Origin of the sequence: Sinorhizobium sp. KGO-5, assembly GCF_036245905.1 — a bacterium.
In the GTDB taxonomy this organism is placed as follows: domain Bacteria; phylum Pseudomonadota; class Alphaproteobacteria; order Rhizobiales; family Rhizobiaceae; genus Sinorhizobium; species Sinorhizobium meliloti_A.
Genome location: NZ_BDIZ01000001.1, coordinates 982,649 through 1,000,989, shown reverse-complemented (window position 1 = coordinate 1,000,989; position 18,341 = coordinate 982,649). Strand labels below are relative to the sequence as shown.

At 63.7% G+C, this 18,341-nt stretch carries 17 protein-coding genes; 8 read left to right on the top strand and 9 right to left on the bottom strand.

Features of this window, described 5'->3' with window-relative positions; all coding sequences use genetic code 11:
• Window positions 1-49: 49 nt before the first annotated feature.
• From BHD07_RS04695 to BHD07_RS04670, 6 genes are all read right to left on the bottom strand, one after another.
• The gene (locus BHD07_RS04695; RefSeq protein WP_018094157.1) at window positions 50-268 is read right to left on the bottom strand and encodes a hypothetical protein; all 219 of its coding nucleotides are present in this window, start codon (window positions 266-268) and stop codon (window positions 50-52) included.
• Between the two features lie 547 nt (window positions 269-815).
• Window positions 816-3,350, bottom strand: a complete 2,535-nt coding sequence (gene secD / locus BHD07_RS04690) for a protein translocase subunit SecD (protein WP_100669645.1) — start codon at window positions 3,348-3,350, stop codon at window positions 816-818.
• 93 nt (window positions 3,351-3,443) lie between these two features.
• The gene (locus BHD07_RS04685; protein WP_198516584.1) at window positions 3,444-3,866 is read right to left on the bottom strand and encodes a hypothetical protein; all 423 of its coding nucleotides are present in this window, start codon (window positions 3,864-3,866) and stop codon (window positions 3,444-3,446) included.
• A 158-nt stretch (window positions 3,867-4,024) separates the two neighbouring features.
• Window positions 4,025-5,638 carry a 5-guanidino-2-oxopentanoate decarboxylase gene (locus tag BHD07_RS04680; protein ID WP_338278042.1) on the bottom strand — a complete coding sequence of 538 codons (1,614 nt, stop codon included), beginning with the start codon at window positions 5,636-5,638 and terminating at the stop codon, window positions 4,025-4,027.
• Entirely contained in the window at window positions 5,635-6,825 is a 1,191-nt protein-coding gene (locus BHD07_RS04675; protein ID WP_275596810.1) for a pyridoxal phosphate-dependent aminotransferase, read from the bottom strand. The genes BHD07_RS04680 and BHD07_RS04675 overlap by 4 nt, the downstream gene beginning before the upstream one ends.
• 23 nt (window positions 6,826-6,848) lie before the next feature.
• Complete coding sequence (locus BHD07_RS04670; RefSeq protein ID WP_027992654.1) at window positions 6,849-7,463, bottom strand: TetR family transcriptional regulator C-terminal domain-containing protein; 615 nt, start codon at window positions 7,461-7,463, stop codon at window positions 6,849-6,851.
• A gap of 269 nt (window positions 7,464-7,732) precedes the next feature.
• On the opposite strand from BHD07_RS04670, the gene BHD07_RS04665 reads away from it, so the two are divergent.
• The 8 genes from BHD07_RS04665 to BHD07_RS04630 all read left to right on the top strand — a co-directional run bounded on the left by BHD07_RS04665 (window position 7,733) and on the right by BHD07_RS04630 (window position 15,376).
• Window positions 7,733-8,506 (top strand): ABC transporter ATP-binding protein, encoded by a 774-nt coding sequence (locus BHD07_RS04665; protein ID WP_275596811.1) that lies wholly within the window; start codon window positions 7,733-7,735, stop codon window positions 8,504-8,506.
• Window positions 8,507-8,541: 35 nt separating this feature from the next.
• Complete coding sequence (locus tag BHD07_RS04660; protein WP_100670015.1) at window positions 8,542-9,324, top strand: transporter substrate-binding domain-containing protein; 783 nt, start codon at window positions 8,542-8,544, stop codon at window positions 9,322-9,324.
• Between the two features lie 105 nt (window positions 9,325-9,429).
• Window positions 9,430-10,155 (top strand): ABC transporter permease, encoded by a 726-nt coding sequence (locus BHD07_RS04655; RefSeq protein ID WP_018094149.1) that lies wholly within the window; start codon window positions 9,430-9,432, stop codon window positions 10,153-10,155.
• Window positions 10,152-10,976 carry an ABC transporter permease gene (locus tag BHD07_RS04650; RefSeq protein ID WP_013843943.1) on the top strand — a complete coding sequence of 275 codons (825 nt, stop codon included), beginning with the start codon at window positions 10,152-10,154 and terminating at the stop codon, window positions 10,974-10,976. The genes BHD07_RS04655 and BHD07_RS04650 overlap by 4 nt, the downstream gene beginning before the upstream one ends.
• A 1-nt stretch (window position 10,977) precedes the next feature.
• Window positions 10,978-12,147 carry a M20 aminoacylase family protein gene (locus tag BHD07_RS04645; protein ID WP_338278033.1) on the top strand — a complete coding sequence of 390 codons (1,170 nt, stop codon included), beginning with the start codon at window positions 10,978-10,980 and terminating at the stop codon, window positions 12,145-12,147.
• A gap of 213 nt (window positions 12,148-12,360) precedes the next feature.
• Entirely contained in the window at window positions 12,361-13,842 is a 1,482-nt protein-coding gene (locus tag BHD07_RS04640) for a cytochrome ubiquinol oxidase subunit I (protein ID WP_338278030.1), read from the top strand.
• The gene (gene cydB / locus BHD07_RS04635) at window positions 13,832-14,836 is read left to right on the top strand and encodes a cytochrome d ubiquinol oxidase subunit II (RefSeq protein ID WP_018094145.1); all 1,005 of its coding nucleotides are present in this window, start codon (window positions 13,832-13,834) and stop codon (window positions 14,834-14,836) included. Before BHD07_RS04640 ends, cydB begins: the two co-directional genes overlap by 11 nt.
• A 234-nt stretch (window positions 14,837-15,070) precedes the next feature.
• Window positions 15,071-15,376: a chorismate mutase family protein gene (locus BHD07_RS04630; protein ID WP_338278026.1), complete on the top strand. Its 306-nt coding sequence runs from the start codon at window positions 15,071-15,073 to the stop codon at window positions 15,374-15,376.
• A gap of 18 nt (window positions 15,377-15,394) precedes the next feature.
• Here BHD07_RS04630 and galE read toward each other — a convergent pair whose 3' ends face one another.
• The 3 genes from galE to mscL form a co-directional block, all read right to left on the bottom strand.
• Entirely contained in the window at window positions 15,395-16,423 is a 1,029-nt protein-coding gene (gene galE / locus BHD07_RS04625) for a UDP-glucose 4-epimerase GalE (RefSeq protein ID WP_338278024.1), read from the bottom strand.
• A 181-nt stretch (window positions 16,424-16,604) separates the two neighbouring features.
• Complete coding sequence (locus BHD07_RS04620) at window positions 16,605-17,771, bottom strand: pyridoxal phosphate-dependent aminotransferase (protein ID WP_338278022.1); 1,167 nt, start codon at window positions 17,769-17,771, stop codon at window positions 16,605-16,607.
• A gap of 133 nt (window positions 17,772-17,904) precedes the next feature.
• Entirely contained in the window at window positions 17,905-18,333 is a 429-nt protein-coding gene (gene mscL / locus BHD07_RS04615; RefSeq protein ID WP_018094141.1) for a large conductance mechanosensitive channel protein MscL, read from the bottom strand.
• Window positions 18,334-18,341 lie beyond the last annotated feature (8 nt).

The following is an 18,341-nucleotide window of genomic DNA, read 5'->3' as shown; positions in this document are numbered from 1 at the left end:
GTGCGTACTCTTGAGAGTATTCGGTTCTGAAGCAGTTCGACTTCTGCCCTCACGCGGCGGCAATGCCGGGTGGCCGGCTGGTAAGATTCCGCCCGCCCTGGGCGGAAAGGAGCCGCCCAATGGCCGCGCGTGCTTCATCGACCGAACGGAAGCGCTGAGCGTCCAGGTCCCAGACGTGATACTTGACCGCCAGGAACTTCAGACGGTCTTGGTCAGGAACGACGACTCCGACGGCTTCGCCACCATATTCGATAACTTGCTTGCTCATGTAAATAACGCTCCTCCGCACCCATGGGCGCGGATAATTCAATTCTCGGCAAAGGATGAACTCGGTAAGTTTGAACGGTCACATTCGGCGAAGTTGGCGAATGAGACCTTTAACCGTTGCACGACAATGGGAACGTGAGCCGCAGAAAGCGGCGGTCGAAAATTCGAACATGTCACTCTCCTTTGGCTGGCCCGGCACAGGACGCCAGGCGCTCATGAACAAATCGAAGCGGAATCCTTCCGCCTCCCACGATGGCAAACTAAAATAATCTACCAATTTCGTCAACTGAAGAAACGAGAACGCGAAAAATAATTCCCCATCTCGTTTCCGTAGCTGCCGTCTCGGCAAATCCGTTCGCCTGTCCGGGCTATCTCGCTATCTAGGTAGCACCGAATCGCCGTGCAAGGGACGGGTCGAATATAGGCAGTTATTTCCGACGAAAAAGGGGCAGCCCCCGGAGAGGCTGCCCCTTTGCCGCGATCGACACGGCGGCATCAGCAAAAGCGCGGACGGTTTTCCGCCCGCACCCGTCAACGGCGCGAGGCCGTCAGGCCGTCGGCGTTTCCGCCTGCTGCCCGGTGGAACGAGCGGCTTCCCGCTCCTTCCACCAGCGGCTCAGGAACAGCAGGATCGGGCCGCCGATATAGATGGACGAGGTCGTCGCGACGATGACGCCGAAGATCATCGGCCATGCAAAGCTCTGCACCGCCTCGCCGCCCCAGATCGCCATCGGCACAAGGGAAAGCGCCGTTGCAGCCGAGGTGAAGATGCATCGCGCGATCACCTGGTTGATGCTCATGTCGATGAGATCGGAGAACGGCATCGACTTGTACTTGCGCAGGTTCTCGCGCATGCGGTCGTAGACCACGACCTTGTCGTTCACCGAATAGCCGATCATCGTGAGCAGCGCTGCGATCGCGGTCAGGTTGAAGTCGATGCCCGTAAGGGCAAAGAACCCGACGGTCTTGGTGATGTCGAGCAAGAGCACGGCGATGGCGCCGACGGCGAAGTGCCATTCGAAGCGGAACCAGATGTAGAGCAGGATCGCCAACATGGCGAGAGCGACGGCGAGGAAGCCGGAGCGCGCCAATTCGCCGCTGACCGTCGGACCGACGACCTCGGTCCGCTCCATGCTGGCACCGGGGATGGCGGTCGTCACCGCATCCTTGATCTTGTTCAATGCCACCGTCTGCGCCTGCTCGCCGCCCGGCTGCCGCTGCACGCGGATCAGCACCGATTGGCCGCCGCCGAAGTCCTGGAGCGCCACCTCGCCGAGATTGAGCTCCTCGAGGCTTTGACGCAGCGTCGGCAGATTGATCTTCTCTTTCGAAACCGCCTCGACCTGAATGCCGCCGATGAAGTCGATGCCGTAGTTGAGACCCGGCGTGAAGAACAGGATGACGGAGCTGATCGACAGGAATGCCGAGAAGCCGATCGCGACGAAGCGGCCCTTCATGAAGGAGAAGTTGGGCAGCTGCGGCACCTTGCCAAAAAGCGAAGGGATTTCCAGCTTCTTCATCTTGCGGCGCACGACGACCTCGCGCATCAGCAGGCGCACGACCGTAACGGATGTGAACATCGAAATGCCGATGCCCAGCATCATGGTGACGGCAAAGCCCTTCACCGGCCCGCTGCCGAACCAGAAGAGAAGCACCGTGCCCGCAAGCGTGGTGACGTTGGAGTCGATGATCGTCGCATAAGCCTTGTTGAAGCCGAGATCCAGCGCCTTCATCGCTCCGGCGCCCGCCTCGGTCTCTTCGCGGATGCGCGCATTGATCAGGATGTTAGCGTCCACGGCCATGCCGATGCCGAGAATGATACCGGCGATACCTGGCAAGGTCAGCGTCGATCCGATCAGGCCGAGAACGCCGATCGTCATGATCGTGTGCAGGACCAGACCCACATTGGCGATCATACCCCAGGCGCCGTAGAGCACGACCATGAGGACCACGACGAGGCCGAAACCGGCGAGACCGGTATAGAGGCCCATGCGAATCGAGTCGCTGCCCAGATTCGGACCGACCGAGCGCTCTTCGATGATCGTCAGCGGTGCCGGCAGCGCACCGGAGCGCAGGAGCGCGGAAAGAACTGTCGCCTCCTCGACCGTGAAGCTGCCGCTGATCTGGCCGCGGCCACCGAGAATGGGCTCGTTGATGACCGGTGCCGTCAGAACCTTGCCGTCGAGCACGATCGCAAACGGCCGGCCGACGTTTTCGCGGGTGATGTCGGCGAACTGGCGGGCACCGAGCGAGTCGAAGCTGAAATCGACGACCGGCTGATTGGTTCGCTGATCGAAGCCGACCTTGGCGTCGTCCAGGCGCTCGCCGGAAATGGCGACGCGGCTTTCGACCGGATAGCGGTTGCCGTCATTGGCGCCCGGCAGAATGTCGACCCCGCGTGGCGCCGGCTGCGTGACGTCGACGGCCTGGTCGAGCATGTGGAAGCTCATCTGTGCCGTCGAACCCAGAAGCTCGCGCAGGTGAGTCGGATCCTGGAGACCGGGCAGCTGGACGAGAATGCGGTTGGAACCGATGCGCTGGATCAGCGGCTCGGCGACGCCGACCTGGTCGACGCGGTTGCGGATGATTTCCAGGCTCTGCTCGACCGCCTTGGTCATGCGGTCGGCAAGACCCGCCTCGGTCATGGCCAGGGTGATGACTTCGCCCGCCGTCGTTACCTCGACCTCGGGAGCGGGGGCGGCAAAACCCACAGTGCTCACGGGCGTCGCCAGTTCCTGCAGCTTCGGCAGAACCTTTTCCCGGTCCTGAGCATCGGGGATGCTTACGGTCACGCTGTTGCCGCTGATACGCGCAGAGGAGGCGGAGACGCGCTCACCGCGCAGGACGCGACGGGTATCGTCGAGAAGCGAGTTGAGGCGAGCCTTCTGCAGCCCCGCCCCGTCCACTTCGAGAACGAGGTGCGAACCGCCCCTAAGATCGAGGCCGAGCGTGACCGGCTTGAACGGAAGAACGGAAGCGACCTGCTCCCTCATGGCCGGCGTCAAAACGCTCGGCAGCGCCGCAAGGCATCCGAAAATGATGATCGCGACATAGGCGAGGACCGCCCATCTGGATGTACGCATGTGGGAATTCCATAAATGCCTGAACGCGCTTCGAGCAGCGTCCGGGCTGGGTTTTCATCAATGGCTGAGGCGGGATCGAAAGCCCTGCCGAACTCAAACGATGGCGGCCGGCGGTGGCGGCGCGCGGATGCACTCGTTCTGACACGGTGCGCCGCCTGCGATTTCGGCTCGCGGCAGAGTTGGAGCAGGAGAATCCTCGGGCGCAGCGAGCGCAACGCGTTGGAGCTGGATGAACGGCGCCGGATCGCCGCCGACCATCGACTTGCCGTCCGCCCGCTCGCCGCTGAAACGCAGGTCGGGCAGTGCAACCGCCCTGCATATCTGGCGGGCGACCGGCCGGTCGGAGGAACCTGTATCGGGTTGAGCGACATTGCCGGCCGGCGCTCCGGCCGCACGGCTTGCTGCACTCTGGCCGACCGCAATGACCTGCATGGATAGAGAGGCGCAGAACAGCCACAGCACGGCGAGAAGCCGGCCGGCGTGCATGCTCCTGCTGCCACCACCCATGAGGTCCATCTAGGACGCGGTCCCTTTCTCTTTGCGTCCGGTCTATCCGCGATCGAACGCAAGCGAGACAATTCAGCCCGAGCACCAAGCTACACGAAGAACGTGGCCGGATTCGAGCATGTGCGCTCTTAACATCACTCCGGGCCGTAAAAGTCAAATCCGGGCCGTCACGCTGTAGCGCCGGCGGTTCTCTCCTGGTGGATTTCGATGAGCGAAGGCCCCGGGCGCGACGCCGCATCGGCGAGAGCGCGCGGCAAATCCTTCACGGTCGCCAGCCGCTCTGCAGGCAGTCCGTAGGCTTTGGCGGTCAGCAGGAAATCGGGCGCGGAAGGTTTTACACCCTCCGGCGTGATCCCCGATTCGACCATGTAGGACTCGATTTCCCGGTATCCGTCATTGTTCCAGACGAGGAAGACGACCCTGGCATGCGCATCCACCGCCGAACCGATCTCGGCCAGAGAAAACTGGAACCCGCCATCGCCGACGAGGCATATGACCGGCCGCCCCCGATCGGCGACCGCAGCGCCTACGGCGGCGGGAGGCGCATAGCCGAGCGAGCCGTAGCCCGTCGCCGAATTGAACCACGCCCTTTGCCGCGGTGCGTCGCAATAGAGGTTGCCGGCATAGACGGCCTGAGTCGAGTCCCCGACGATGGTGCAGTCGGGGAGCGTCCGGTAGATCGCCTCGACGACGCCGATTTCCGCAAGCATTTTCGGTGTCAGCTCCTTCAGCGCCTGCCTGCGCGCGGCCTCCGCCCGCGAGGCTCCATTCTTGGCTGACGCATGGTCCGGCAGGAAGCCCAGAATGCCCGCAGTCGCGGCCTTCGCGCCGGAAAGGATCGAAAGTGCTGCTTGAGGTCCGCGCGCCAGCTGCGCCGCATCGATATCGGTGCGAATGAGGTTCTTCAGCAGCGGAAAGCCGCCATCCGCATAGAGATCGTAATCGGTCTGGCCCATTTCGGTGCCGAGCGCCAGCACGAGGTCCGCCTCCCGCAACAGCTCGCGTATCGCCTTGAGGCTCGGGCTTGCCGGTACCCGGAGCGGATGGCCGGCAAGCATGCCGCGGGCGTTGACCGTCGTGACCACCGGCGCACCGATCCGCTCGGCGAGTTCCCGCACTTCGGCTTCCGCCGTCAGGGCGCCGCCGCCGCACAGAATGACGGGCCGGACGGCTTCGGCGCAGAGGATCGCCGCCCTTTGCAGCGTTTCGCTGTCGGAGCGCGGGCGGGTCGCCGCCGCCGGCTTTGCCGGACGACCCTCGATCTTCAGGGCCATCACGTCGGTCGGGATTTCGATATGGACCGGGCCCGGCCGGCCGGAAAGCAGCACGGCAAAGGCGCGGTCGACGACGAGCGGCAGATCGGCGGGGTTGAGAAGCGTGTGCGAATAGAGCGCCAGCGTCTTCATCATTCCGCTCTGATCGGGCAGCTCGTGCAGCAGCCCCCGGCCATGTCCGAGAGAATCCCGGCGGTTGACGCCGGAGATCACGAGCATCGGGATCGAGTCCTGCCGGGCTTGCGCCATGGCGGTGATCGTATTGGTAACGCCCGGACCGGTGATCACGAGGGCCACGCCAGGCTTGCCGCTGACGCGTGCATAACCGTCGGCCATGAAGCCCGCACCCTGTTCGTGGCGCGGCGTGACGTGGCGAATATTCGATGCGGCAAGGCCCCGGTAAAGTTCGACCGTATGCACGCCCGGAATGCCGAATACGACCTCCACTCCGTTTGCCTCCAGGAGATCGACAAGGGTCTCGCCGACGGTTTTCGATTCGACGGTCATGCGCGGCGCTCCTTGCGGGTGGTGCAGCGTTCGGCGAGTGCGGCGATGCGGCGGCATGCCTCCTCGATGGCGGCATCCGGAACGGTGAGGCTCACGCGCAGAAAGTTGCGTGCCTTGTCGCCGAAGGACGACCCCGGCATGACCGCAACTCCCTCCTCTTCCAGGAGCGCCCAGGCGAAGGCTTCGCCGGAGAGGCCCGTGCCGGAGACGTCGATCAGCGCAAACATACCCGCTTCCGGCGGCAGCACCGAAACCCCGGACGCCCCCGCAAGACCGTCGATGATCCGCCGGGCACGCCGGCTGTAGGATTTCCGCATCTGCCTCGCCGTATCGATGTCATGCGTCAGCGCGTAAGCGGTCATATCGGCGATGAACGGCTGCTGGCCGAAAAGCATGGTCTCGGAGATCGGCAGCAGGCGCTCGGTGAACTCGGCCGGGCCGACGGCCCAGCCGCTGCGAAAGCCGGGTGCTGCATGCGACTTCGAAATGGACGAGACGACCACGGTGCGTTCGGCAAGATCGGGATTGTCGAACGGCGAAGCGAAGAGCGCATCGAAGACGAGCTCCTCATAGACCTCGTCGCAGACGATCCAGAGATCGTGACGGCGCGCGACTTCACCGATCGCCGCAATCTCTTCCGCCGTCAAAACGGCGCCGGTGGGGTTGTGCGGCGTATTGAGGAGCAGCACGCGGCATTCGGGCGTGACCGCATTTTCCAGATCCTCCGCCCGCATGTGGAAGCCGTTTTCCGGGTCAAGCGGTACGAATACCGGATGGGCCCCCGTGGACCGGATGACGCCTTCATAGGTCGCGTATAGGGGGTCTCCGACGAGCACGCCGTCGCCCGTCTCGGCAAGCGCGAACATCACGGCAAAGAGCGCCGTCTGCGTTCCCGGGAAGCAAAGAATGTTCTCCGCGGTCACGGCGGCACGGCGGCGACGGTATTTTTCGGTAAGCGCCGCCACGACCGCCGGCTCTCCGCGGCCGTTTGAATAGCGGTAGCGCCCCGCATTCATCGCCCGCTGGCACTCTTCCAGAAGCGCGCGGTCAGGCGGCAGATCCGGTTCGCCGATTGTGAGCTCGATGAGCTCGGCGCCACTCGCCTTCAGCTGACGTGCGCGGGTGTGCAGCGTCCATTTGCCGGAACCGAGCTCGGCAAGACGTGATGTGATCGACGCGTAGCGCAAGTATTCACTCCCTCATTCGTTTTCTATTTTTCGATCCGAAGACCGAGCAGGGCTTCGACCGAGGCCATGGCGATGCCGACCAGTTCGCCCTCGCGAAAGAGATCGCCGGCTAGGCAGCCTTCGACCCATAGCCCGTCCACGAGGCCGTTGATCGCGATTGCGTAGCGGCGGCACTCCTCGGGACCGGCGGGCCGGCCCTTGGCCGCAAGAAAATCGCTGAGCAACTCCTGCAACGCGTTGCGAAAGGCGAGGTAGCCGTCGCGATGGATTTCCGCGAGCACCGGATCGACCCGCACCTGGCTGATGAAAGCGGCCCAGAGCGAGATGCTGCGGCTGTCGGCGACCGGCTCGGTCAGATTGATGGCGATGAAATCCTTGAGACGCGTCGCCGGATCGCCCTCGACGTTCTTCGCCTTCTCCGTGAGAGAGGCGATGACGGCGCGGTATGCCTCCGCAACCATCTGGTCTTTGGATTCGAAATAATGACGGACGAGCCCTGCGGTAACGCCGGCGCGAACGGCGATCTGGCGCACAGTCGCACCCTTGAGGCCGAATTCCGAGATGCAGTCCAGCGTCGCCTCGATCAGTTCCTGGCGCCGCTCGCCCTCGGGGGCGCGATAGAAGCTGCGCCGGTTCACCGCATGCCCCGCGCCGTGCCGTTCAGCCAGATCGTCATTGCCTGCCAACCGGTTGGGCTCATGCGTTGCTCCCGGGAATGACCGTTGTTGCGAGGAGCGTCAGAAAATCGACGCGGGTGTTATTATACGCTTGAATAATAGCGACACAAGTGCAACGATGCCTTCCAGAAACAGCGTGACAAGCCGAAGATGCTGCACGAGAGAACGACCAGGGGAACTGTTTTTATGGCTTCAACGAGCGTTCCGCGAACGAGAGGAGCCGCGCGCCGATGACGGATGCGGCCCAGGCAATCGCGGTTACCGACCTCCACAAGCGTTTCGGGCCATTGGAAGTGCTGAAGGGCGTATCGCTGAGCGCGCAGCAGGGCGACGTCATCGCGATCATCGGCGGCAGCGGTTCCGGCAAATCCACGCTTCTCCGTTGCATCAACATGTTGGAACTGCCCTCGGCCGGCCAGATCAGCGTGCACGGAGAAGAGATCCGCATGACGCCGGACGGACACGGCGGATTGATGCCGGCCGACCGCAAGCAGGTCCAGCGGATCCGCACCCAGCTCGGCATGGTTTTCCAAAGCTTCAATCTCTGGCAGCACATGACGATTCTCCAGAATGTCATCGAGGCGCCGGTGCACGTACTCGGCAAAACGAAGGCCGAAGCGGTTGAGACGGCCGAGGCGCTGCTCCGCCGGGTCGGCCTTTACGAGAAACGGGATGCCTATCCGGCTTTCCTGTCCGGCGGCCAGCAGCAACGCGCCGCCATTGCCCGGGCGCTTGCGATCCAGCCGCTGGTCATGCTCTTCGACGAGCCGACCTCTGCGCTCGATCCGGAACTCGTCGGCGAAGTGCTTTCGGTCATCGGCGATCTGGCGCGGGAAAAGCGGACGATGGTGCTCGTGACCCATGAGATGAAATTCGCGCGTGACGTCGCCACTCACATCGTTTTCCTGCACAACGGCGTGATCGAGGAACAGGGTCCGCCAGAGGCGATCTTCGGCGCTCCGAAATCCGAAAGGCTCAAGAAGTTCATCAGCTCCATTCACTGAATTCCGCAATGCTCAACAACCAAAAAGGGAACGGCATGAAGAAGACATTGAAACTCGTGGCGCTCGCCGCCGCCCTGGCCATCACGGGTGCGGCCGCCGCCTCGGCCCAACAGGTCAAGGTGGGAATTGCGGCGGAGCCTTATCCGCCCTTCACTTCGCCTGACGCCAGCGGCAACTGGCAAGGCTGGGAGATCGAGTTCATGAAGGCCATGTGCGCCGAGGCCAAGCTCGACTGCGTCGTCACCCCGGTTGCCTGGGACGGCATCATTCCGGCCCTGACCTCCAAGAAGATCGACATGATCATCGGCTCGATGTCGATCACCGCGGAGCGGCTGAAGACCATCGACTTCTCCGACAAGTACTACAATACGCCGACCGGCATCATCGGCGCCAAGGGCGACGACATCAAGCCGACGCCGGAGGGTCTCGCCGGCAAGACGATCGGGGTGCAGGTGTCGACCGTGCACCAGGCCTATGCCGTGAAACACTTTGCGCCGGCCGGCGTCGAAGTGAAGGAATATCAGACGCAGGACGAGGCGAACCAGGACCTCGCCGCCGGCCGCGTCGATGCCGTCCAGGCTGACGCGATCGCCCTCGATGCCTTCCTGAAAAGCGATCAGGGCAAGCAGTGTTGCGATTACAAGGGCGAGGTCGCCGAGGACGTCGACGTCATCGGACCCGGCGTCGGCGTAGGGTTGCGCAAGGGAGAGACGGAACTGAAGGAAAAGATCAACGCGGCGATCAAGGCGATCCGCGAGAACGGCACCTACGACGCCTTCTCGAAGAAATACTTCGACTTCGACATCTACGGCGGATAACCGCAACCGGCCGGCGGTCCGGGCGATCGCCGGCCTGAATTCGTGTTCGAGCGGGATGCGGATTGCGGACATCGTCCGTGATCCCGCTCTGTTTAAGAGGCTGCCGTGCTCGGTGATTCCTTTATCAACTGGAGCCTGCTTTCGCTCTCGGCGCCCGGCTGGGGCGGTGTCCTGCTGCAGGGTTTCCTCAGCTCGATCGAGATCGCAGTCGGCGGCTATGCGCTCGGGCTCGCACTCGGTATCGGCGGGGCCTTCGGCAAGCTCTATGGCGGGCCGGTGCTTCGCGATCTTCTGGAGTGTTACACGACGGTGGTTCGCGCGGTGCCCGAACTGGTACTCATCCTGCTTCTCTACTATGCCGGCACCGATCTTCTGAACCAGTTCCTGGGCGCCATCGGGGTCGGAGCCGTCGATATCAGCGGGCTCGTGGCCGGCATCTTCGTGATCGGGGTCGTGCAGGGCGCCTATTCGACGGAGGTGCTTCGCGGAGCGATCAAGGCGGTTCCCGCCGGTCAGATCGAGGCGGCGCGTGCTTACGGCATGTCGCCGCTCCTGGTGCTGCGGCGCATCACGCTTCCGGCGATGCTGCCCTATGCCATCCCCGGGCTTGCCAATCTGTGGCTGATCGCCACCAAGGACACGGCTTTGCTCGCTGTCGTCGGTTTCAGCGAGCTGACGCTGGTCACCCGGCAGGCGGCAGGCGCCACCAAGGCCTATCTCCTCTTCTTCTGCGCCGCCGGCGCGCTCTATCTGACGCTGACGCTCGTTTCCAATGTCTTCATCGGCATGGTCGAACGCCGTGCGCGACGCGGCTTCGCGGAGCAACGATGACCGACGAAACCACCCACGCGCTCGCATACACGCCGGAAGACCTCCCGAGAAAGGAGAGTTTCCTCAAGCCCCATCGCATCGTGCTGATGCTTCTCTTCGCGGCGCTCGTGGTGGCGGTCGCGGTCTTCATGCGCTGGGACTGGCTGCCGCGTTACCTGCCGAGGCTCGGCTCCGGCATTCTCGTAAGCTTGGCGATGCTCTTCAGCACCGCGATCCTCGGCTTCCTCCTGGCCGTGCCGCTCGGCCTCGCCCAGGTGACCGGCCCCTGGTTCTTCAAGGCTCCGGCCCGCATCTTCTGTACCGTCATCCGCGGTACGCCGCTGCTGCTGCAGCTATGGCTTCTCTATTACGGGCTCGGCTCGCTCTTTCCACAGTTCCCCGCGATCCGGCAATCCTTTCTCTGGCCTTATCTGCGCGAGGCCTGGCCCTATGGGGTGGCGGCGCTTACGGTATCCTTCGCCGCATATGAGGGCGAGGTCATGCGCGGCGCGTTCGCCGGCGTGCCGTCCGGGGAGCTGGAGGCCGCCCGTGCCTACGGCATGGGCCGCTGGACGATGTTCCGGCGCATCTGGCTGCCGCGGGCGATCCACCGCGCGCTGCCCACCCTCAACGGCGAGACCGTGCTGCAATTGAAATCCACGCCGCTCGTCGCGACAATCACCGTCGTCGACGTCTATGCGGTGATCTCGAAGGTGCGGCAGGAAACCTACCTGACCTATGAGCCGCTCCTGCTGCTCGCGGCGATCTACATGTGCTTGACCGCCATCCTGGTCGTGGCCTTCCGTTACTTCGAAAACCGCATACCCACCCGTGGTGCCTGACATGAAGCTTTCCGCCTCCATAGACAATGCCATGCCGGAACTCGTGGCCATCCGGCGCGATCTGCACGCCCATCCCGAACTTGGGCTTGAAGAAACGCGGACATCCGCCTTCATCGCCCGCCATCTTGAAACACTCGGCTATGAGGTGACGACGGGCCTGGCGAAGACAGGCGTGATCGGCACGCTGAGATCCGGCACCGGGTCGCGCTCGATCGGCATCCGCGCCGATATCGATGCGCTGCCGATCCAGGAGGAAACCGGGGCCGCCTATGCAAGCACGAAGCCGGGCTTGATGCATGCCTGCGGTCATGACGGCCATACGACGATGCTACTCGGCGCGGCCCGTGCCCTTGCCGAGCGAAAGAATTTTGACGGCACGATCCACCTCATCTTCCAGCCGGCGGAGGAGAATGCGGGCGGTGCGAAGATCTTGGTCGACGAGGGTCTCTTCGACAGATTTCCCTGCGATGCCGTGTTCGCGCTCCACAACGAACCGAACCTGCCCTTCGGCCAGTTCGCTCTGCGCGAGGGCCCGATCATGGCGGCGGTCGACGAGGCGCGGATCACCGTTCACGGCTGCGGCGGCCACGGCGCCGAACCGCAGGAGACCGCCGATCCTATCGTTTGCGGCGCCAGCATCGTCATGGCGCTGCAAACCATCGTCGCACGCAACATCCATCCGATGGACCCCTCCGTCGTGACCGTCGGCGCGTTTCACGCCGGCTCCGCCAGCAACATCATTCCGGAGCGCGCAGAGATCGTCGTCGGCATACGCTCCTTCGATCCGGGTGTCCGCGATGAGCTCGAACGCCGCATCCGGATGATCGCCGAGGCTCAAGCGGCAAGCTTCGGCATGCGCGCAACCGTCGATTACGAGCGAAGCTACGATGCGACGATCAACCACAAGGCGGAGACCGATTTCCTCCGCGAGGCCGCCATCCGCTTCGCCGGCGCCGACAAGGTCGTCGATCTCGCCCGGCCGTTCATGGGAAGCGAGGACTTCGCCTATATGCTCAAGGAAAGGCCCGGCAGCTATTTCTTCCTGGGCTCGCGGGTGACGGGCGAGGAGAAATCGCTCCACCACCCCGGCTATGATTTCAACGACGATCTGCTGCCCATCGGCGCTGCCTTCTGGACCGAGCTCGCCGAGGCCTACCTCGCGCGCCGGTGATTTCTCGGAGTGCTTTCCTCCCATCCTTGTGCACGTCACAGAGATGAGGCCAGAGAGCGAGACACGGCAGGCTGCTTCGAGGACGCTGTCGCACGCGGCGCCCTGATGGGCACCGCTTCAAAGTGCCGCGGGCGAACGATTGCCGCAGTGTGACAACGTGACGATCCGCCCGTCATTGACCTTTGGCAATATTGCGTCAGATTCAATCACACGATGCAGATCGCAAATGCCGGACGCCGTTCGCGTCTGAGCTTGCGGTTTCCGCCCGAAAGGATCAGCGCCGTGTTCGAAGCCTTTGACGCAACTGTCCTTGCACGCATACAGTTCGCCTTCACCGTCTCCTTCCACATCATCTTCCCGGCCTTCTCCATCGGGCTTGCCAGCTATCTGGCCGTTCTCGAAGCGCTCTGGCTCTGGAAGAAGGACGAGGTCTATCTGGAGCTCTTCAACTTCTGGAAGACGATCTTCGCCGTCGCTTTCGGCATGGGCGTCGTCTCCGGCATCGTCATGTCCTACCAGTTCGGCACCAACTGGAGCGTGTTTTCCGACAAGGCCGGGCCGGTAATCGGGCCGTTGATGGGCTACGAGGTGCTGACCGCCTTCTTCCTGGAAGCGGGCTTTCTCGGCGTCATGCTTTTTGGCCTCAACCGGGTCGGCCCGAAGCTGCATTTTTTCGCAACCGCCATGGTCGCGCTCGGCACGCTGATCTCGGCCACCTGGATCCTCGCGGTGAACTCCTGGATGCAGACGCCCGCCGGCTTCTCCGTCAACGAGGCCGGGCAGTTCATTCCCGACGATTGGTGGGCGGTCATCTTCAATCCGTCTTTCCCGTATCGGCTGACGCACATGGTGCTCGCCGCCTATCTGACGACGGCCTTCGTCGTCGGCGCCTGCGGGGCGTGGCACCTCCTGCGCAAGACCGCGCCGCGGCGCGCCCGCACGATGTTCTCAATGGCGATGTGGATGGCGGCGATCGTCGCGCCGATCCAGATCTTCGCCGGCGACCAGCACGGACTCAACACGCTCGAACATCAGCCGGCAAAGGTAATGGCGATGGAAGGGCATTATCAAAGCCATCCGGAAGGCGCGCCGCTGATCCTCTTCGGCATTCCGAACTCCGCCGAGAAGCGCGTCGACTACGCGCTCGAGATCCCGAAGCTTTCGAGCCTGATCCTGAAGCACTCGCTCGATGCGCCGCTTGCCGGTCTCGACACCATACCAGAGGACCGGCACCCGCCGGTCGCCATCGTCTTCTGGTCGTTTCGCGTGATGGTGGCGATCGGCTTCGCCATGCTCGGTGTCGGCCTCTGGAGCCTCTGGTGTCGGCTGCGCGGCACGCTCGACACGAGTGCCGCGCTCCACCGCGCGGCGGTGCTCATGGGCCCGGCGGGCTTCGTGGCAGTGCTTGCCGGCTGGATCACCACGGAGGTCGGGCGGCAGCCCTACACGATCTATGGGCACCTTTTGACGGCGGACTCGATTTCCCCGATCGCAGCGCCGGCTGTGGGCGCCTCGCTCGTCGCCTTCATCATCGTCTATTTTCTCGTTTTCGGCGCCGGCACCTTCTACATCCTGCGGCTGATGGCACGCCTGCCGCGCGATGCGAGGCCGGATCTCGACGAAGGACCCTTGCGCACGGCCGGAGTGACGCCCGGGCCGGCAACAGCCAACCAGGGAGGCCATCATGGCCATTGATCTGCCACTGATCTGGGCCGCGATCATCGCCTTTGCGGTGCTTGCCTATGTCGTTCTCGACGGTTTCGACCTCGGCGTCGGGATATTGTTTCCGTTTTTCCCCGAAAAGCATGACCGCGACGTCATGATGAACTCGGTGGCCCCGGTATGGGACGGCAATGAAACCTGGCTCGTGCTCGGCGGCGGAGGGTTGCTCGCCGTATTTCCGCTCGCCTATGCGACGATCCTGCCCGCACTTTACGCGCCCATCATCGCCATGCTGATCGGCCTCATCTTCCGCGGCGTGGCGTTCGAGTACCGCTGGCGCACGCAGCGTGGCGAATTCCTGTGGAACTGGGCCTTTGCGGGCGGCTCGATGCTCGCTGCCTTCGCGCAAGGCCTGGCGCTCGGCGCCCTCGTGCAGGGCATCCCGGTCGAGAACCGGGCCTATGTCGGCGGCTGGTGGGACTGGCTGACGCCGTTTTCAATCGCGACCGGGGTGGCGATCGTGATCGGCTATGCGCTTCTTGGAGCGACCTGGCTGGTCATGAAGACCCGTGGCGAGCTCGCCGAACGCGCGCGCGGCGTCGCGCTTCGAACCGCTCTCGCCACGGTTGCGGCAATGGGCGTCGTCAGCCTCTGGACGCCGTTTCTCGAGCCGGTCTATCTGGAGCGCTGGTTCGGATGGCCGACGGCGATCTTCAGCGTCATCGTGCCGCTGCTCGTCCTCGGCTGCCTTTACCTTCTTCTCAAGGGCATCCGCGACCGGCACGATGTCCAGCCCTTCATCGCCGCGCTCGGCCTGTTCGTACTCGGCTATATCGGCATCGGCATCAGCTTCTATCCCTTCATGGTGCCGCCTTCGCTGACGATCTGGGATGCCGCCGCGCCGGACGAGAGCCTCGCCTTCCTGCTCGTCGGCGCGCTTGTGCTGGTGCCGATGATTCTCGCCTATACCGCCTATGCCTACTGGGTGTTCCGCGGCAAGGTCGATCCGGAGGAGGGCTATCATTGACGCGCTCCAGCGGCACTGCCCGCAAGCTTCTCTGGTTCGTGGGCCTATGGGCCGCCGGCGTCGCGGCGGTCAGCATTGTCGGTCTTGCGATCAAGCTTGCTCTCGGCGCGTGAAAACCCCCGCTGCAGCGGAGCCGTCACGCTGCGTCGGTTTAACCCCTTCTCAGCCGGCGCCCCCTTTGCTAGCAGTTCGGCGCTATCAAATGGGGCGGCCTCCGCTCCGCGAGGATCCGACATGCAGAATACACCGGCAGAATGCACGACGATGGACGATATACGTGCGGAGATCGACCGCCTCGACCGCGCCTTGATGAAGCTCTTCGCCGAACGCTGGGGCTATATCGAGCGCGCCGCGGAGATCAAACGCCCGCTCAACCTCAAGGCGGACATCCCGGCACGGGTGGCGGAGGTGAAGGAAAACGCGCGCCGGAACGCGGTCGAGCTCGGCCTCGATCCGGACTTCTACGAACGATTCTGGGCACAACTCGTCGAACGTGCCATTGCGCACGAGCGGAAACTGCTCGGAGAGGACCACCCCTGAAGGCTTCACGCAACGGGCTCAGCCGTTCGCGATCAACCGCTCGTCCTGTTCCTCGTCGAAGCTGTTCTTGCGGCCGAGATGGCTTTCCCAGTCGAAGGCGCTCCGGACGATATGCTCGAGGCTCGCATGCGTCGGGACCCAGTCGAGCTTCAGCCGGGCTACGGAAGAGTCGGCGACTATTTGCGCCGGATCGCCCGGCCGCCGGGGCGCGTAGTCCACCATAAAATCGCGGCCGGAAACCTGGCGCACAGTATCGAGCACCTGCAGCACCGAGAAGCCGTGGCCGTAACCGCAATTCGCAACCAACGGTTCACCGTCAGCCCGCAGATAGGCGAGCGCGCTCCTGTGTGCCGCCACGAGATCGCTCACATGGATATAGTCTCTGACGCCGGTACCGTCCGCCGTCGGATAGTCCGTGCCCAGGACATCGACCTTCCGACGCCTCCCGAGCGCCGCCTCGCAGGCGACCTTGATCAGATGCGTCGCGCCGAAGGTGGACTGGCCGGCGCGGCCGAGCGGGTCGGCCCCGGCCACGTTGAAATAGCGCAATGCGACAAAGCGGAAATCATGCGCGGCCGCGGCGTCCTGCAGCATCATCTCCGACATCAGCTTGGAGCGGCCGTAGGGACTCTGGGGCCGCAGGGCGGCCGTCTCGCCGACCGGATCGGACGTATCCTGGGTTCCATAGACGGCGGCGGTCGAAGAAAAGACGAAATGGCCAACGCCGGCCTCGATGGTTGCGGCAATGAGCGTGCGGGTCTTGGCCGTATTGTTCTCATAATAGGCAAGCGGGTTGGCGACGGATTCCGGTACGACGGCCGAGCCCGCAAAATGGACGACCGAGTCGATGTCGTTCTCGGCAAAGACCCGCTGGAGCAGCGCCCGGTCACCGACATCGCCGAAGTAGAAGCGCGCCTCCGGTGCGACCGCCCAGCGAAATCCAGTCGACAGACAGTCGAGCACCACCACCGCTTCGCCGCCGTCGAGCAGCGACCATACCATGTGGCTGCCGATATAACCTGCTCCGCCTGTTACCAATACGGCCATTTCCCGTCCCCTGCCCTCTGCATATGCGGGATCAGAAAAGACGCGTTCGCGTTTCAGAAATTCTAAATCGGGGCGCTGTTCGCCGGCACGCAGCGGCTATTCTCGGTGGGGTGGTTAAGGGTCCGCCGCACCGATCGCTCGGATTTTACCGATTGGCCGTACCGTCCCCGAAAATGGCCCGTCAACGGCTGAGGATGTAACGCTGCAAGCGCTCCGCGGCCTCGGCGATCTGGAGCGGATCGCGCAGGAAGCAGGCGCGCATGAAAAGCGCTCCGCCCTCGCCGAAGGCCGTCCCCGGTGCCAGACCGACGCCGGTCCGGTCGACGAGGTCGAGCGCCGCGGCCCGCGAGTCGGTGACGCCGTCGATCTTCAGGAAGGCGTAGAGCGCGCCATCGGGTTTCAGCGTTTCGACGCGGTTGGTCGCGATCAGTGCGTCGCAGAACGTATCGCGGTTGCGCTTCGCCTTGGCAATGTTCTCGTCGACGAAGCCGTCGCCTTCATCGAGCGCGGCGACTGCCCCGCGCTGCATGAACTGCGCGACACCGGAGGTCGAATACTGGATGAGATTTTCGAGCACCTGCCCCATCGCCGGCGGCGCGACGATCCACCCGACACGCCAGCCGGTCATGGACCAGTTCTTGGAAAAGGAATTGACGAAGAGGATGCGGTCATCCTCCTCCATCACGTCGAGGAAGGACGGCGCCCGGCCGCCGAGATAATAGTAGAGCGCGTAGATCTCGTCGGCGATGATCCAGAGTCCATGTTTACGCGCGAGCGCCAGAATGGCCTTGAGATCCTCGTAAGTGGCGGTCCAACCGGTGGGGTTGGACGGCGTGTTGATGAACAGCGCCCGCGTCCTCTCCCCGATCGCCGCCTGAAGACGTTCGGGATCGAGCTGCCATTTGCCGCCTTCGAACTGCAACGGAACGGCGACCGGGCGAACGCCGGAGAGGTCCGCAGCGGCCGCGAAATTCGGCCAGGCGGGCGTCAGCAGAACCACCTCGTCGCCGGGAGAGCCTACCGCTTCGATCGCAAGCTTGATCGCCTGCATTCCCGAACCGGTAACATAGAAATTCTCGGGCGAAAGCGCCTTCTGGAACCGGCGCTGGTAATAGCGGACCAGCGCCTCGCGCAGCGGCGGGATGCCGCGCTGCCAGGTGTAGAAGGTCTCGCCGGCCATCAACGCGTCGGCCGCCGCGCGACTGACGAAATCCGGCGTCGGCAGATCACCTTCGCCGACCCAGAGCGGGATCAGTCCTTCGCGCCCGCGCGCATAGTTGACCACTTCGACGATGCCGCTTTCGGGCGCTGCCGTCGCGCGGGGGCTGAGACTGGTCATGATCGTCATCGGCGGGCTCCTGATTGCCCGCCGTTTCTAGACGCTTTGGCGTCGGCGATCACGCGAATTTCTCTGACCTGTTTATCGAATTTTGTGATGTTTCCATCACTCGGCGGCACCGAGCCGCCGCGTGATCCGCGTCTCAGGCGCGCTGCTTCAGGAGATCGCGAATTTCCGAGAGAAGCAGGATGTCCTGCGGCGGAGGTGCGGACGGGGGCGGCGCCTTATCCCTTTCCACCGACGCACGCGCGCGATTCACGAGCTTGATCAGCAGGAAGATGATCCAGGCGAGGATCAGGAAGTTGATGAGCACCGTGATGAAATTGCCATAGGCAAAGACCGCGCCCTGTTCGCGTGCGGCTGCGAGCGTCGGCGCGGTAACACTAGCGGAGAGCGGCAGGAAATAGTTGGAGAAGTCGAAGCCGCCGCCGGTGATCGCTCCCACGACCGGCATGACGAGGTCGTTGACGACCGAATCGACGATCTTGCTAAAGGCCGCACCGATGATCACGCCGACCGCAAGGTCCATGACGTTGCCGCGGGCGATAAACTCCTTGAATTCGTTCAGCATGCCTCTCT

What these genes read in the sequence shown, in the direction of transcription:
- BHD07_RS04685 (WP_198516584.1), bottom strand. Translation starts at nt 3,866, where the DNA reads ATGGACCTCATGGGTGGTGGCAGCAGGAGCATGCACGCCGGCCGGCTT.
- cydB (WP_018094145.1), top strand. Translation starts at nt 13,832, where the DNA reads ATGGCCATTGATCTGCCACTGATCTGGGCCGCGATCATCGCCTTTGCG.
- BHD07_RS04660 (WP_100670015.1), top strand. Translation starts at nt 8,542, where the DNA reads ATGAAGAAGACATTGAAACTCGTGGCGCTCGCCGCCGCCCTGGCCATC.
- galE (WP_338278024.1), bottom strand. Translation starts at nt 16,423, where the DNA reads ATGGCCGTATTGGTAACAGGCGGAGCAGGTTATATCGGCAGCCACATG.
- BHD07_RS04695 (WP_018094157.1), bottom strand. Translation starts at nt 268, where the DNA reads ATGAGCAAGCAAGTTATCGAATATGGTGGCGAAGCCGTCGGAGTCGTC.
- BHD07_RS04620 (WP_338278022.1), bottom strand. Translation starts at nt 17,771, where the DNA reads ATGACGATCATGACCAGTCTCAGCCCCCGCGCGACGGCAGCGCCCGAA.
- BHD07_RS04645 (WP_338278033.1), top strand. Translation starts at nt 10,978, where the DNA reads ATGAAGCTTTCCGCCTCCATAGACAATGCCATGCCGGAACTCGTGGCC.
- BHD07_RS04640 (WP_338278030.1), top strand. Translation starts at nt 12,361, where the DNA reads ATGCAGATCGCAAATGCCGGACGCCGTTCGCGTCTGAGCTTGCGGTTT.
- secD (WP_100669645.1), bottom strand. Translation starts at nt 3,350, where the DNA reads ATGCGTACATCCAGATGGGCGGTCCTCGCCTATGTCGCGATCATCATT.
- mscL (WP_018094141.1), bottom strand. Translation starts at nt 18,333, where the DNA reads ATGCTGAACGAATTCAAGGAGTTTATCGCCCGCGGCAACGTCATGGAC.
- BHD07_RS04630 (WP_338278026.1), top strand. Translation starts at nt 15,071, where the DNA reads ATGCAGAATACACCGGCAGAATGCACGACGATGGACGATATACGTGCG.
- BHD07_RS04650 (WP_013843943.1), top strand. Translation starts at nt 10,152, where the DNA reads ATGACCGACGAAACCACCCACGCGCTCGCATACACGCCGGAAGACCTC.
- BHD07_RS04665 (WP_275596811.1), top strand. Translation starts at nt 7,733, where the DNA reads ATGACGGATGCGGCCCAGGCAATCGCGGTTACCGACCTCCACAAGCGT.
- BHD07_RS04680 (WP_338278042.1), bottom strand. Translation starts at nt 5,638, where the DNA reads ATGACCGTCGAATCGAAAACCGTCGGCGAGACCCTTGTCGATCTCCTG.